At 64.4% G+C, this 14,173-nt stretch carries 13 protein-coding genes; 3 read left to right on the forward strand and 10 right to left on the reverse strand.

The genetic code is table 11. The annotated features are described in order from the left end of the window. The 10 genes from ACSSV8_RS03495 to ACSSV8_RS03540 all read right to left on the reverse strand — a co-directional run. A partial coding sequence (locus tag ACSSV8_RS03495) for a DDE-type integrase/transposase/recombinase (protein WP_454281518.1) occupies positions 1 to 679 on the reverse strand: 679 nt, incomplete at its 3' end. A gap of 203 nt (positions 680 to 882) precedes the next feature. Further along, entirely contained in the window at positions 883 to 1,746 is an 864-nt protein-coding gene (locus tag ACSSV8_RS03500) for a helix-turn-helix transcriptional regulator (protein ID WP_354540200.1), read from the reverse strand. 73 nt (positions 1,747 to 1,819) lie between these two features. Further along, positions 1,820 to 2,704 carry an MBL fold metallo-hydrolase gene (locus ACSSV8_RS03505; RefSeq protein WP_454281519.1) on the reverse strand — a complete coding sequence of 295 codons (885 nt, stop codon included), beginning with the start codon at positions 2,702 to 2,704 and terminating at the stop codon, positions 1,820 to 1,822. Next, positions 2,701 to 3,132, reverse strand: coding sequence for a DUF6691 family protein (locus ACSSV8_RS03510; protein WP_354540198.1), 432 nt, complete (start codon positions 3,130 to 3,132; stop codon positions 2,701 to 2,703). The genes ACSSV8_RS03505 and ACSSV8_RS03510 overlap by 4 nt, the downstream gene beginning before the upstream one ends. A gap of 3 nt (positions 3,133 to 3,135) precedes the next feature. After that, the gene (locus tag ACSSV8_RS03515; RefSeq protein WP_454281520.1) at positions 3,136 to 3,576 is read right to left on the reverse strand and encodes a YeeE/YedE family protein; all 441 of its coding nucleotides are present in this window, start codon (positions 3,574 to 3,576) and stop codon (positions 3,136 to 3,138) included. A 113-nt stretch (positions 3,577 to 3,689) separates the two neighbouring features. Next, positions 3,690 to 4,274 (reverse strand): c-type cytochrome, encoded by a 585-nt coding sequence (locus tag ACSSV8_RS03520; RefSeq protein WP_454281521.1) that lies wholly within the window; start codon positions 4,272 to 4,274, stop codon positions 3,690 to 3,692. After that, positions 4,274 to 5,530: a PQQ-dependent sugar dehydrogenase gene (locus ACSSV8_RS03525; protein ID WP_454281522.1), complete on the reverse strand. Its 1,257-nt coding sequence runs from the start codon at positions 5,528 to 5,530 to the stop codon at positions 4,274 to 4,276. Before ACSSV8_RS03525 ends, ACSSV8_RS03520 begins: the two co-directional genes overlap by 1 nt. Positions 5,531 to 5,780: 250 nt before the next feature. Next, complete coding sequence (locus ACSSV8_RS03530) at positions 5,781 to 7,172, reverse strand: polysaccharide biosynthesis/export family protein (RefSeq protein WP_454281523.1); 1,392 nt, start codon at positions 7,170 to 7,172, stop codon at positions 5,781 to 5,783. Between the two features lie 29 nt (positions 7,173 to 7,201). Beyond that, complete coding sequence (locus tag ACSSV8_RS03535) at positions 7,202 to 7,810, reverse strand: YjbF family lipoprotein (RefSeq protein ID WP_354540193.1); 609 nt, start codon at positions 7,808 to 7,810, stop codon at positions 7,202 to 7,204. Continuing rightward, positions 7,807 to 9,930: a YjbH domain-containing protein gene (locus tag ACSSV8_RS03540; protein WP_454281524.1), complete on the reverse strand. Its 2,124-nt coding sequence runs from the start codon at positions 9,928 to 9,930 to the stop codon at positions 7,807 to 7,809. Before ACSSV8_RS03540 ends, ACSSV8_RS03535 begins: the two co-directional genes overlap by 4 nt. Positions 9,931 to 10,236: 306 nt before the next feature. On the opposite strand from ACSSV8_RS03540, the gene dnaK reads away from it, so the two are divergent. Genes dnaK through radC form a run of 3 tightly spaced genes read left to right on the forward strand, consistent with a single transcriptional unit; the run spans position 10,237 to position 14,171 of the window. Beyond that, complete coding sequence (dnaK, locus tag ACSSV8_RS03545; protein WP_354540191.1) at positions 10,237 to 12,150, forward strand: molecular chaperone DnaK; 1,914 nt, start codon at positions 10,237 to 10,239, stop codon at positions 12,148 to 12,150. Between the two features lie 59 nt (positions 12,151 to 12,209). Next, positions 12,210 to 13,370: a molecular chaperone DnaJ gene (dnaJ, locus tag ACSSV8_RS03550; RefSeq protein WP_454281525.1), complete on the forward strand. Its 1,161-nt coding sequence runs from the start codon at positions 12,210 to 12,212 to the stop codon at positions 13,368 to 13,370. 48 nt (positions 13,371 to 13,418) lie between these two features. Continuing rightward, on the forward strand, positions 13,419 to 14,171 hold the full coding sequence (radC, locus tag ACSSV8_RS03555; RefSeq protein WP_454281526.1) for a RadC family protein: 753 nt from the start codon (positions 13,419 to 13,421) through the stop codon (positions 14,169 to 14,171). The last annotated feature ends 2 nt before the right edge of the window (positions 14,172 to 14,173 follow it).

Consider the following 14,173-nt stretch of genomic DNA (forward strand, 5'->3'; position numbering starts at 1 on the left):
GCTTGTCGAATTCATGCTCGCCGGTTGCGGCACGCTTGCGTAGGCCGAACAGGCGATCTGTGAACTCCTTACCGTTATCGGTCAGAATGGTGCGGATGCGGATCGGGCAAGCACGTTCGAGGTCGCGCAGGAAGCGCCGGGCATTGGCAGCCGTCTTGGATTTGAAGACCCGGATAAACACCCATCGGGTGGCGCGGTCGATGGCCACGAACAGGTAACGACGCGAAGTTTCATCAGCCATTTGAGGCAGATACTTCACGTCAATGTGGAGGTAGCCGGGCTCATAGGCCTTGAAGCCGCTGTGCTTGGGTCTCGCCGCCTTGGCCTGCAGGTCGCGCAGGTTGCCCACACCATGCCGCCGCAGGCAGCGGTCCAAACCCGAGCGTGAGACATGCGGGTTCAGGAACTCCCGTACCACGGCCAGCAGGTCGTCGAGCGAGACCAGCAGCGTCTTGCGCAGCGCGACGGCCACGGCCTCCTGAGCAGGCGTCAGAGTGGTCTGAAGCCGGTGCGGCGTATGACTGCGATCCTCGACGCTGTCGCGCTTGCGCCATTTGTAGATCGTCTGCGGCGTCACGCCGAAGCGCTCGGCCAGCACCGTCCCGGCCTCGTCGCTCTCCTGGATTGCCGCGCGCACCTTGGGCGTCGTCGTCGCTTGCTTGTGAAGATGGATCAGCATGTCCGCGCCTCCGTCCAAATGTCTCTCAGGACCGATCTTGCCATGAAGAGGGCGGATCGCCGAGGAGAAACGTGATCATCCGGGATGGAGCAGCTATGTCGAATGTCGGTGATGGGCTCGAAGCGGTCATTGCGCTCCGAACCCACTGCGGGTCCTCACGCGCATCATTTACTGCAAAGGGCTGGCGCAATCCGGGGCCTTTTTCATGGCGAGAGCCAGCGCACCGTGCCCATACCGCTCACGTCATAGCCGCCGAAGGCCGCGGCCTTGGCGGCAACCGTGTCGGAGCGCATGAAGGCCACGAGGCGCTGGACCGGCTCGGTGAAATAGGCGCGGCGGTCGATCAGCAGGTCGAACCGCTCGCGCAGGAGCGGGCGAAAGGTGAGGCGGAACTGGCGCGCCATGGCCTCGATCCCCAGCGTCGCCTCGGCCTCGCCCGCCGCCACGGCCGCCGCCGCATCGCTTTCGGTATGGGCCGGGCTTGGCGGGGTGATGAGATCGGCGGGGGTCATCCCCGCCTCGGCCATCAGCCGGGCAAAGAGCGCGGTGGTGCCCGCCCCCTCCTGCCGCAGGATCACGCGCCGCCCGCGCAGATCGGCAAAGCCCTTCACCATCTCGGCGACCGAGGGCGCGAGGATGAGGCCGCGCGTGCGCCGCGCCCAGCCGATCAGCACCGCGTCGCGCAGGCCCTGTTCCGCCACGGCCTCGGTGTTCCAGCCCTCCGCACCGGGGATGTGCAGCCCCGCAAGCGCCGCGCGCCCCTCGGCGAAGGCTGCAAGCCCCGCACGGCTGCCATTCCAGAGCGTCGCCATGCCCGCCCCGCTCTCGCGCAGCGCCCAGTCAAGCAAGGGATCGTGCGAGCCGGTGACGAGCGCGGGGCGCTCGGCGGGGCGCGCGCCACCCTCGCCCTCGATCCAGCCCATGATCTCGGCCTGGGGAAAGAGCAGCTTGCCGGTGATCTTGCGATGCGGGATCTCGCCGGTGGCCACCATGTCATAGACCTTGCGCTCCTTGACGCGCAGGAGGTCGGCAACCTCGCGGGTGGTAAGATAGGTGGGGCTGTCCATGTGGCGGGGCCTCGGGCGGTGATCCTGTCCCTGCCTAGCCGATTCCGCCGGGGAAATCAGCAGCAAAGCGGCCTCAGAGGCGGTTCAGCGGCAGTTTGAGCATGGGGCGGCCATCGGGATCGGTGGGCACCTCGCCGCCGCGCATGTTGACCTGCAAGGACGGCAGGATCAGGCGCGGCACGGCAAGCGTGGCGTCGCGCTCGGTGCGGAACTTGACGAACTCTTCCCGCGTCCGGCCGCCTCCGACATGGATATTGTGCGCCCGCTCCTCGGCCACGGTCGTCTCCCACCGGATGTCGCGGCCATTCGGGCCATAATCGTGACACATGAAGAGGCGCATATCGTCGGGCAGGGCCAGCAGCCTCTGGATCGAATCGTAAAGCTGCCCCGCATCGCCGCCGGGAAAATCGGCCCGCGCCGAGCCGCCATCGGGCATGAAGAGCGTATCGCCGACAAAAGCCGCATCGCCCATCACATGCGTCATGCAGGCGGGGGTATGGCCGGGCGTGTGCAGCGCGAAACAGGGCATTTCGCCCACGTGATAGGTGTCGCCGTCCTTGAACAGCCGGTCGAACTGGCTGCCGTCGCGCTGAAACTCGGTGCCCTCGTTGAAGATCTTGCCGAACGTGTCCTGCACGATCAGGATATGCTCGCCGATGCCGATCTGGCCGCCGAGACGGTCCTGAATGTAAGGCGCGGCGCTGAGATGGTCGGCATGGACATGGGTTTCGATGATCCACTCGAGCCGCAGGCCCTGCGCCTCGATATGAGAAATGATCTTGTCGGCCTCGGCATGGGTGATCCGGCCCGCGGCCATGTCGATCTCCATCACCGGGTCGATCACGGCGCAGGCGTCGGAGGCGGGATCCTTCACCACATAGCTGATGGTGTTGGTGTCTGCGTCGAAAAATCCCGTGACCTCGGGATGCACACCCATGTCGAGGGGAAGGCTCGTCATGCCGTGGCCCGCGGCGCGCCGCGCGCCTGTGCCATGCGGGCAACCCAGATGCCCGCGACCAGCGCCGCGATGAAGGCCGCCACCTCCCATTTGCCGGAGCCGAGCGCCGGGAGCGCCGCGCCGGGGCAGAACCCGGCGATGCCCCAGCCAAGGCCGAACACCGCCGAGCCGCCAACAAGCCGCGCGTCGATGTCGCGCGCGGTCGGCAGCAGGAATTTCGCCTCGATCACCGGCGCGGGGCGGCGCAGCACGAAACGGTAGCCGATGAAGGTGGTGATCAGCGCGCCGCCCATCACAAAGGCAAGGCTCGGGTCCCATGTCCCGGCGATATCGAAGAAGTTGAGCACCTTGGCGGGGTTGATCATGCCCGATATGGCGATGCCGACACCGAAGATGAGACCGACAATGAAAGCAGACAAAAGACGCATGGCTCAGACCCCCAGCACGTGACGGATGACATAGACCGTGGCAAAGCAGACCACCATGAAGGTGAGCGTGGCCACGATCGAGCGTGGCGAAAGCCGCGCCATGCCGCAAACCCCGTGCCCCGAGGTGCAGCCCGAACCATAGGTCACGCCGATGCCGACGATGAAGCCGCCGACAAGGATCATCGGCAGGCTGACCGGCACATCGACGGCGGGCATTTGCCCGGTAACGGCCAGCACCAGAAGCGGCCCCGCGATCATACCCGCGACCATGGCCGCGCGCCAGCTTCGCTCACCGGGGGCGGTGCCGGTGACAAGCCCGGCAAGGATGCCGGTCGCGCCCATGATGCGCCCTTGCAGGAACATCAGCAGCACCGCCGACAGGCCGATCAGCACACCGCCCGCCAAGGATTGCAGCGGGGTGAAGGCGGTTTCCAATCCGGTCATTGGTCTCTCTCCATTCATCGGGCGCGGATGCGCGCATCATATCACATGACGCGAATATAATGAAGCGGCTGACGCCATGACAGGGGGAAACCGCCGAACACGGCAACGTGAGCCTATTGGGCAGCGATCACCTCGAACCCGACCGAAGAATACCATTCCGCGACGGCGCGGATCTCGTCATTGGTCATCTCCGCCGCGATGCCGCTCATGATGTCATGGACGCGCTTGCCGGTGCGGAACGCCTTGAGCTGCGTGTCGAGATACATGACGGTCTCGCCCGCCAGATTGGGCGCGTCCTCGATGAGCGCGATGCCGTCGATCCCGTGACAGGCGGTGCAGCCCTCGGGCGCGCCCGCCGCTGCCTGACCGGGGTCAAGCGTCGCCACCGGCGTCTGGGCCCCATACCACGCCGCAAGATCGGCGATGGCCTGATCGCTCAGCCCTGCCGCCACCACGCTCATCATCTCGTGCGTGCGGGTGCCGTCCCGAAAGGCGGTCAACTGGTGCCGGATATAGGCCGGGTTCTCGCCGCCGATATGCGGCACGATGGGCATTTTCGCATACCCCTCGATGCCGTGACAGGTGCGGCATTGCCGCGCCAGATCGCGCCCGGCGGCAGGATCGCCCGCCCCCTCCTGCGCCAAGGCCGTCTGGGCGAGGAACCCCCCGCCCAGAACAAGAACAAGCGCCAGCCGCATCAGTTCCCCTCGTAGGAGATGCGGTAGATCGCCCCGGCGAGATCGTCGGAGACGAGGAGCGAGCCGTCGCGCAACTGCGCCACATCGACCGGCCGCCCGAGATATTCGCCGTTCTCGTCAAGCCAGCCCTCTGCGAAAGGCTCCATCGTGGCGTTGCCGTCGGCGTCGATATGGGTGACCATGACGCGCGCGCCCACGGGCTCGGTCCGGTTCCACGATCCATGCTGCGCCGAGAAGATGGCGTTCTTGTAATGCGCCGGGAACATCTTACCGGTGTAGAAGACCATCCCGAGATCGGCGGCATGGGCCACGGTTTCCACGGCGGGCATGACCACCTCGACGGGCACTTCCTCGCCCTTGTATTCATTGGTCCTGACCGAGCCGCCGCCATACCACGGATGACCGAAATGCTGGCCCGCCTCGGTCTGCTGGTTCAACTCGCCGGGCGGGATGTCATCGCCCATCCCGTCCACCTGATTGTCGGTGAACCACAATTCTCCGGTTTCGGGGTGGAAATCCTGACCGACCGAGTTGCGCACGCCGTAGGTATAGACCTCGCGGCCGGTGCCGTCGGTGTTCATGCGGATGATGCCGCCGATGCCCCATTTCGTGTTGATCTCGAGGTTTTCCTTCGGGGCGACGTTGAAGGGCTGGTCAAGCGAAATGTAGATCTTGCCGTCCGGCCCGATATCGCAGACCCGCGCGGTGTGGTTGAAGCTCTCTTGCTCCTCGGGGATCAGATCGCCCTTGGCGACAAGGTTGAAGGCCGCCACATCGGGGCTTTCATAAAAGAACTCGGCGGCAGGGAAGAGCAGCACGCGGTTCTGCTCGGCGATATAAAGAAACCCGTCCGGCGAGAAGCAGGGGCCATTGGGGATGGAAAACCGCAGCGAGGGCGCGAAATCCTTGACCTCGTCGGCGACGCGGTCCTTGTTGCGGTCGGTGACGGACCAGACCTTGTCCTTGCGCGTTCCCACGAAGGTCACGATGCCCTGCGGCCCCACGGCCATGTGGCGCGCATCGGGCACCACGGCATAAAGCTCGATCTTGAAGCCATCGGGCAGTTTGATCCGCTTGAGCGTCTCGCGGATACCGTCGGCATAGGGGCCGGATTGCTCGATAAAGGTGAATTCGGTGACGCCGGTGCTCTGGAAATTCGACAGCTTTTCAAGGTTGTCGGGCACGTTGGCGGCCTGCGCCTGTGCCAGCCCCGCGCTGAGGGCAAGCGTTGCGATGGATGACAGAAGATATTTCATGTGGTCCTCCCGGTTGAACGTCTGGTCGTTGCCGCCCAAGAGTTGGCGGGCGGTGCTTCAGCCTCGTTACATCAACTGAAGTGGCGCGCGCTCTCCCCTTCGCACACCGGAGCAGGGGCCGACGCACGCGACGACTCCCGGTTGAGAGGGTATCCCGGTTTTCGAGAAGGGCAAGCCCCGTCCGCGACATTCCGACACAGACAAAAGGCGGTGGTGGCAGGGCGTGGACCGTCCTGCCACCGTCATGCAATCAGTTCGCGGCGATCGCTGCGGGTGTCGTCAAAAGCGAAGGAATGAACTGCTGAACGACCCGGTTCCACTTGGTGATGGGCTGCTCCTCGACGAAGATGATGTCGTTGGGGCGCATTTCCAGCCGCGTGGCCAGCGTCATGTTGGCGGCATTGCGCATGTCCAGATGCCAGGCTGTCACGGCCCCGAATTCCGCCGGATCCTGCGACGGGCGCAGGACGTAGACATTGGCCGGATTGCCGGACATGTTCGGATAGCCGCCTTCACCATAAAGCACATCGGCGAGCATCGCCTTTTGCGCATAGGGCAGGGCTACGCGGTTTTGCCGCGTGACCTCGCCCGCGAGATAGACGTAATCGCGTTTTTCCGCGCCCAGATCCGAACGCGCCTGGAAATTGGACCGCTGTTCCTCGAGCAGGCCGCGACGCATCGACATTTCGGTCTCCATCATGTCGAGCACGTCCTTGCGCGCCTGACTGCGAAGGCGGATCACATCCACCTCCTGCCGATAGAATTCAAACGCGCGGTCGAGGTCGTAATTGATGTCCACAAACACCGCATCGCCGTCGCGCAGCGTCAGTTCCCGCATTTCGGGGCGCGCCAGATAGTCCTCATAGGGGATCTGGTAGAGCGTGCCGTCGCGATAGATGCGGATCGAGGCGAATTCCGCGTCCTGCACCTCGACCCCGCCGGTCGCGGTCAGCGCATCGCCCAGCGTAAGCGGCACCAGCGTGATCGGAACGCGCGCAGCGTTGCGCACCGCGCCGCCGACTGTCACGCGCTGCGAGTTGAAATCGCTCACTTCCAGCGCGAAGGCAGGATCGACCTGATTGTCCAGCAAGAAGCGGAAAATCCGGTCCTGTGCCTCGGTCAGCGTCAGCCCGCCGATCTCGACACGCCCGATATCGGGAATGGAAATGGAGCCGTCATCCGACACCACATAACCCTGACGCTGTTGCTGGGCCGCGAGCAGGCCGGACAGTTGCTCGAGCGAACTGTTGCTGCCGCTTTTGGTGGCCAGCAACACCACATCCCCCACCCCGATGCGGTAGGGCTGGCGCGGCAAATCCTGCGGCGGGCGCAATTCCAGGCGTCCGGGGCGTCTGTCCGGCGCTTCCGGCGCGGCGGGCAGCGCCCCCAGGCCCGTGCCTTGCGACGCGGAGGCCACCGAATAGAACTCCTGCGGAAGGTTGCGCGGGCTGTAGGCGCTGCGATTGGCCAAAAGCACGGTTTCGGGCGTGACCTTGATTTCGCGCACGTCAAGCCCGGTGCCGACGTTGCGGCTCACCTTGGGGCTTTGATAGACGACCCCACATGCCGACAGGACCAGCGACATGGCAAGTGCCACAACGATTGCGCCCCGTTTAGTGGCCTGCGCCTCAACCTGTCCCATATGCATTCTCCGACAATCCATGACTTTGTTTATCCCGATATCCGCGTCGATTCCAGATGACCCAACGCGGGGCTGATCCATTGGCGCGATCGGATCACGGCACCGGCGGAATTCAGCCAGTAGGTATTGGTAAAGCGGTCCTGTGGCGAAATACACAGCACCTCGACGCGGCGCAGCCCGGCATCGGGCACCCCGGCATCGCGCTTGCACTGGTAGCTGCGGAACTCGGTGCGGTCCTCGCCATCGAGGCGCGAGCGGATATGCGGCACCGGGCCTTCGCCCGCCGCACCGCGCAACAGCGCCAGAACGCCATCCACCTCCGCCGACATCAGATCATCGCCAAGCCCGCGCGTGGCGACCAGCACACCTTGCCGCATGGCGAGGGTGATCCCGTCAAGCGTCTGCCAGACCGTGACATCGCCGGTGCGCGCAACCGGACCGAGGCGCGCCCGTGCCTCTCTTGCGGGAATGACCACGTCAAGCCGCTCGTCTCCGATAAGCTGCGGCTGCACAGCGGCGACATTGCCGGCCAGATCGAGCGAACCCAGCGCCCCGCGCATTGCCTGGTCGCAGCCGCCCAGCGCCAGCGCGGCCACCAGAGCCGCAACGCCCGCGCGCAAGGGAGAACGCGCCATCATCGCCAGAACCTCCCCCAGCCATCCTGAAGGGCCGGCTTTTGCAGCGGGCGCACCCGCTCGTAAAGCCGCCCGCCGACATCGAGCCGCGCCCCGCCATCGCGCAACAGCGGGCGTATCGTCGTGCTGTAATCGGTCTTGTTCGGCTCGCCGGTGATCCATGAAATGGGAATCGTGATGCGAACGCCCTTGTCGAAAGAGCCTTCGCCGAAATCGTCGAAAGACACCTCCGTGAAGGTCGCAAAAGCCCCAACCTTCCATCCGTTGCCGAATTCGCGGTCAAGCGAGAATGTTGCGCCCCAGTCCTTGGCCAGATAGCGTCCGGCATCGACCTGCGCGTGAAACCCGCCCCCCAATTGGAGATATGCGGACACGTGGCCAGTGGCGACGTCATAATCCTGAAACCCGAAAAGCTGATCGAAATCGCGCTGTTTCACGTAGTTTATCTCGGCCCCGAGGGCGAAGGGGCTGTCCGTGCGCTTCCACAGCAGCTCGCCGGAAATTCCGCCGAACATCCGTTCGAGATACCCGCCGGTCACGCGACCATAGAGATTTTCACCCGGCTTGAAGTAGTAGGCCGCCGTCAGATCGGGGATCGTCGGGTCGCCCTCCTGATCGAAGCGGTTGAACTCACTGCGCACACGCGGCAGGACCGAGTCGGACGGCCGGGTGGATTCGTCGAGATTGCCGACGACCCGCTTGCGCAGCGCACCGCCGAATTCCAGCCCCGGGGCCGCCTCGAAAAGCACGCGCAACTCTGCCCCGACATCGGCGCGCAATGGGTCATCGGGATCGAATAGGCTGGTCATCAGGTAAGGCTTGAGGTTCCATTCAAAGCGGGGATAGCGCTCATCGAGCGGCGCGACCGGATCGGTCGGCGAGGAGAGCCGCGCGCGGGCAAAGCTCTTCCATGCGCCGTCGAGATCGTGTTCGAGCGTTTCCATGTCGGCGCGCGCGATGGCCAGCGACGTGACCGGCATTCCATTGGTGACAAGCACGATGTCGAACTGATCGATCTGTGGCGGCAATTGCCGCGAGAGCACACGCGCGGTGCGTCCGACGGCCTGTGCGTCCTGCGGATAGGCAAGGTTCTCGATCTCGACGCGCGCGGTCTTGCCCGCCATGGAAAAGCCGTGCAGCCGCACCCCCTGCCCTTCAAGCGCCGCTGCGACCCGGGTGCTGTAGCCCGCGCTTTGCTCGATGTTGCCCGCCCAGGAAAGGGCCGCAACCGGGGCGGCGTCCCGCAGCAGCACCGGCGGCGGTGCGGGATCCCGTCCACCGTCATTGGGCCGGTTTTTCGGATTTACGGCGGTCGAGAGCTGCGCACCGAATTCGCTGCCGTAAAGCCAGCGCACCGAGACATCCGTCATCGGCCCGATCTTGTAGGTCGCTCCGAAATTGAACTGATTTTCCCGTTCGAAGGCGAACGGGTCTTCGTCCGGGTGCGCATCCGAGGAATATTCCGCCGTCAGCTTGAGCTTGTCGGTCGCCTGCCACTCGACGCCGCCAAAAAATGCGGCATCGCCCCGGAAGAATTGCTGCGAATCAACATCACCGCCTTGCCCGGTATCACGCGCGGGACGCGTCTCGAAACGGTCATTGAAGATGGAAAGAGGGTTCTTGAAACCACCGTCGGTGCCCAAACGTCCCCAACCAAGACCGCCGGTGACGCGCAGGCGCTCTCCGATTGTCTTGGTCGCCACGATATATTCCGAAGAGTAGATACCGGTGCCCAGAAAATCGTTCAGCCCGACCGCGAAAGCCGGGCGCCAATCGGTTTCATCCGCAAAGCGGAAATGCACCGAGAAACTGCGGTCGAAATTGGTCGTCGTGCCGCCGGTGACCGGGAAGTCCTCCAGGCGACTGTAGCGAAAGCTTCCCGAAAGCCGGGGCGTCATCTGAAAGGTGAGCGTGTTGCGGGTCTGACCGGCAAAGGAACTGATGCTGAAGGCCAGTTCGCCATCGGGGCGGCTGTGGGCCACAGGCATGTCGATCATGCCCGGATAGCCGTAGCTGTTGTAGCCGGTGTCTACGCGTGGCGATTTCTCCTCGGGAATAGCAGCGGTCGCGCAAAGCGCTCCGATCATCGCCCCGGCGACACTGGTTTTTTGCGTCCAACCCATGGCGACGGCTTAGCAGAAACTTCACGGATTGGAACACGTGAAGTTGATCGAAACGAGGGGGTGTGCTCGGCTATGGCACATCGGTCACAGAACGGGGCCGCGCGGGACGCACCCCTTTGCAGGACTGTTTCGCCAAAATTGAGCGAAAGGCGCGGCTTGCGGTGCTTGCAGGGGCCAGACCCCCCGCCTATATACGCCGGGATACGCGACGGCGAGGCCATATCGCCGCCGCTTGCCAACCGGGGGCCGGATGCCGTAACGGGTCCGCTCCTCGCCACATCGCCTGAAGAAGAAGGGATCGAAAACATGGCCAAAGTCATCGGTATTGACCTCGGAACCACCAATAGCTGCATCGCCATCATGGATGGCAGCCAGGCCCGCGTGATCGAAAATTCCGAAGGGGCGCGCACCACCCCCTCCATCGTCGCATTCACCGAGAGCGAGCGGCTCGTCGGCCAGCCCGCCAAGCGGCAGGCCGTCACCAACCCGGAAAACACCATTTTCGGCGTCAAGCGCCTGATCGGTCGGCGTGCGGACGATGTCGACCTCGCCAAGGACAAGAAGAACATGCCCTTCGCCGTGGTCGATGGCGGCAATGGCGATGCCTGGGTTCAGGCGCGCGGCGAGAAATATTCGCCAAGCCAGATTTCCGCCTTCATCCTCGGGAAGATGAAGGAAACCGCCGAGAGCTATCTTGGCGAAGAGGTGACGCAGGCCGTCATCACCGTGCCTGCCTATTTCAACGACGCCCAGCGTCAGGCCACCAAGGACGCAGGCAAGATCGCCGGGCTTGAAGTGCTGCGCATCATCAACGAGCCGACGGCGGCCGCGCTGGCCTATGGTCTCGACAAGAAGGATACGCACACGATCGCGGTCTACGACCTTGGCGGCGGCACCTTCGACGTGACCATTCTTGAAATCGACGACGGCCTCTTCGAAGTGAAATCCACCAACGGGGACACCTTCCTCGGGGGTGAGGATTTCGACATGCGGATCGTCAACTACCTTGCCGACGAGTTCAAGAAAGAGCATGGCGTCGATCTGACCAAGGACAAGATGGCGCTGCAACGGCTCAAGGAAGCCGCCGAGAAGGCCAAGATCGAACTCTCGAGCGCCAGCCAGACCGAGATCAACCAGCCGTTCATCTCGATGGGAGCCAACGGTCAGCCGCTGCACATGGTCGTCAAGCTGACCCGTGCCAAGCTTGAAAGCCTGGTGGGCGATCTCATCGCCGCCTCGCTCAAGCCCTGCAAGGCTGCGCTCAAGGATGCCGGGATCACGGCGTCGGAGATTGACGAGGTCGTGCTCGTGGGCGGCATGACACGGATGCCGCGCGTGATCGAGGAAGTCACCAAGTTCTTCGGACGTGAGCCGCACAAGGGCGTCAACCCTGACGAGGTGGTCGCCATGGGCGCCGCCATTCAGGCCGGCGTTCTGCAAGGCGATGTCAAGGACGTGGTGCTGCTCGACGTGACCCCGCTTTCGCTCGGGATCGAGACGCTGGGCGGGGTATTCACGCGGCTCATCGACCGCAACACGACGATCCCCACCAACAAGTCGCAGATCTTCTCCACCGCCGAGGACAACCAGAGCGCCGTGACGATCCGCGTCTTCCAGGGCGAGCGCGAGATGGCCGCAGACAACAAGATGCTCGGCCAGTTCAACCTTGAAAACATCCCGCCCGCCCCGCGCGGCATGCCGCAGATCGAGGTGAGCTTCGACATCGACGCCAACGGCATTGTCTCGGTCTCGGCCAAGGACAAGGGCACCAACAAGGAACAGAAGATCACCATCCAGGCCTCGGGCGGCCTTTCGGATGAGGATATCGAACGCATGGTGCGCGAGGCCGAGGAAAACGCCGAGTCCGACAAGGCCCGGCGCGAGCTTGTCGAGGCCCGCAACCAGGCAGAGAGCCTCATCAACTCGACCGAGAAATCCATCGCGGAGCATGGCGACAAGGTTGACCCGACCACGGTCGAGGCGATCGAACTTGCCATCGCCGCGCTCAAGGATGACCTCGAGAAAGAGGATGCCAGCGCCGACAAGATCAAGTCCGGCATTCAGAACGTCGCCGAGGCGTCGATGAAGCTGGGCGAGGCGATCTACAAGGCCGGTCAGCAGATGGACGAGGACGAGATCAAGGCCACCGATGCAGGCCCCGGCGAGGACGACATCGTAGACGCCGATTTCGAGGATCTCGACAACGACAAGCGCCGCTGAGGCCACAGCCTGCGAGCCGGGGCCCACGCGGCCCCGGCATCGTTTGAAGGAGTTCCCCGATGGCCAAACGCGATTATTACGAGGTGCTCGGGCTCAAGCGGGGTGCCTCGGCGGACGAGATCAAGAAGGCCTACCGCCAGAAGGCCAAGGACCTGCATCCCGACCGCAACAAGGACAACCCCGACACCGAACGTCTCTTCAAGGAGGCGGGCGAAGCCTATGACGTGCTCAAGGACCCCGACAGGAAGGCCGCCTATGACCGATTCGGCCATGCCGCCTTCGAGGGGGGCATGGGAACTGGCGGTCCGCGGCCCGGTGGCGGATTCGGCGGCGGGCCCGGCCAGGGTGATTTCGCCTCGGCCTTTTCCGACGTGTTCGACGATCTTTTCGGCGATTTCATGGGCGGCGGGCGCGGTGGCGGGCGACAACGCGCGGCACGCGGCGCAGACCTGCGCTACAACCTTCGCGTGACGCTGGAAGAAGCATTCTCGGGCCTGCAAAAAACCATCAAGGTCACCAGTGCCGCAACCTGCGACGCTTGCGACGGGACAGGGGCCGAGGGCGGCGCACAGCCCGTGACCTGTCCGACATGTTCAGGCATGGGCAAGGTGCGCGCGCAGCAGGGTTTTTTCACCGTCGAGCGCACCTGTCCCACCTGTGGCGGGCTTGGTCAGATCGTCAAGAACCCGTGCACGTCCTGCCAGGGTCAGGGTCGTGTGCCGAAAGAGCGCGCGCTCAGCGTCAATATCCCTGCGGGCGTCGAGACCGGCACCCGCATCCGTCTCTCGGGCGAGGGCGAGGCCGGGATGCGCGGCGGTCCGGCAGGCGATCTCTACATCTTCATCGAGGTGGCCCCGCACGAGATATTCGAGCGCGAGGAAACCAGCCTTTATTGCCGTGTGCCGGTCTCGGTGACCAAGGCCGCGCTCGGCGGTGACATCGAGGTGCCGACGATCGACGGCGGGCGCTCGCGCGTGACGATCCCGGCGGGCTCGCAATCGGGGCGCCAGATGCGCCTGCGCGGCAAGGGAATGCCTGCGCTGCGCGGTGGCCCGCAAGGCGACATGATGATCGAGCTTGCCGTGGAGACGCCGGTGAACCTCACCGCGCGGCAAAAGGAATTGTTGCGCGAATTCGAAGCGTTGAGTGAGGATAACAACCCGAAAAGCAACACGTTCTTTTCCTCTGTCCGCAGTTTCTGGGACTCGATGAAGAGCTGACGGGCGCGCGTTAACGTTTTGCTAAGGTCCCGGTGCGATAACCGGGTCATGAGCACGCCGCGCGCCTTTCATGACCTGTCCTTGCCGCTCTTCGAAGCGGCCCCCGCCGGACCGGGGCCGGAGCGGCTGCCCTCCTATATCCGCGACCACCGTAGCCGATTGCGCGCGCGGTTTCTCGACGGGGGGGCGGCGGCGATGCCGGATTACGAGTTGCTCGAACTGGTGCTTTTCCGTGCCATTCCGCGCCGAGACGTGAAACCGCTGGCGCGCGCGCTCCTTGACCGGTTCGACGATTTCAGCGGCGTGATCTCCGCCCCGCCCGAGCGCCTGTCGGAGGTGGCCGGGGTCGGTCCTGCCGTCGTGACCGAGTTGAAGGTGGTCGAGGCGGCCGCGCATCGTCTGGCCCAGGCGCGGGTGATCGGACGACCGGTCATTTCCTCCTGGGACGCGCTCATCGCCTATTGCCGTGCCAGCATGGCGCATCGCGGCACCGAACAGTTCCGGGTGTTCTATCTCGACCGCAAGAACGTGCTCATCGCCGACGAGGAACAGGCGCGCGGCACGGTCGATCACGTTCCGGTCTATCCGCGCGAGGTGGTCAAGCGCGCGCTGTTGCTGGACGCAAGCGCCCTCATCCTCGTGCATAATCATCCCTCGGGCGACCCCACGCCCTCGCAGGCGGATATCTCGATGACCACCGAGGTGCAGCGCGCGGCAGAGGCCCTCGGGCTGGTGCTGCATGACCATGTGGTGATCGGTAAATCCGCCGAGGTCAGCTTTCGCGCAGCGGGCTATCTGTGACC

The organism is Roseovarius sp. MBR-79 (assembly GCF_053628555.1).

Excerpts from the sequence above, each read along its gene's own strand:
- ACSSV8_RS03535 (WP_354540193.1), bottom strand. The coding sequence starts at position 7,810 with ATGATGGCGCGTTCTCCCTTGCGCGCGGGCGTTGCGGCTCTGGTGGCC.
- ACSSV8_RS03510 (WP_354540198.1), bottom strand. The coding sequence starts at position 3,132 with ATGCGTCTTTTGTCTGCTTTCATTGTCGGTCTCATCTTCGGTGTCGGC.
- ACSSV8_RS03525 (WP_454281522.1), bottom strand. The coding sequence starts at position 5,530 with ATGAAATATCTTCTGTCATCCATCGCAACGCTTGCCCTCAGCGCGGGG.
- ACSSV8_RS03530 (WP_454281523.1), bottom strand. The coding sequence starts at position 7,172 with ATGGGACAGGTTGAGGCGCAGGCCACTAAACGGGGCGCAATCGTTGTG.
- ACSSV8_RS03505 (WP_454281519.1), bottom strand. The coding sequence starts at position 2,704 with ATGACGAGCCTTCCCCTCGACATGGGTGTGCATCCCGAGGTCACGGGA.
- ACSSV8_RS03540 (WP_454281524.1), bottom strand. The coding sequence starts at position 9,930 with ATGGGTTGGACGCAAAAAACCAGTGTCGCCGGGGCGATGATCGGAGCG.
- dnaJ (WP_454281525.1), top strand. The coding sequence starts at position 12,210 with ATGGCCAAACGCGATTATTACGAGGTGCTCGGGCTCAAGCGGGGTGCC.
- radC (WP_454281526.1), top strand. The coding sequence starts at position 13,419 with ATGAGCACGCCGCGCGCCTTTCATGACCTGTCCTTGCCGCTCTTCGAA.
- ACSSV8_RS03520 (WP_454281521.1), bottom strand. The coding sequence starts at position 4,274 with ATGCGGCTGGCGCTTGTTCTTGTTCTGGGCGGGGGGTTCCTCGCCCAG.
- ACSSV8_RS03500 (WP_354540200.1), bottom strand. The coding sequence starts at position 1,746 with ATGGACAGCCCCACCTATCTTACCACCCGCGAGGTTGCCGACCTCCTG.
- ACSSV8_RS03515 (WP_454281520.1), bottom strand. The coding sequence starts at position 3,576 with ATGACCGGATTGGAAACCGCCTTCACCCCGCTGCAATCCTTGGCGGGC.
- dnaK (WP_354540191.1), top strand. The coding sequence starts at position 10,237 with ATGGCCAAAGTCATCGGTATTGACCTCGGAACCACCAATAGCTGCATC.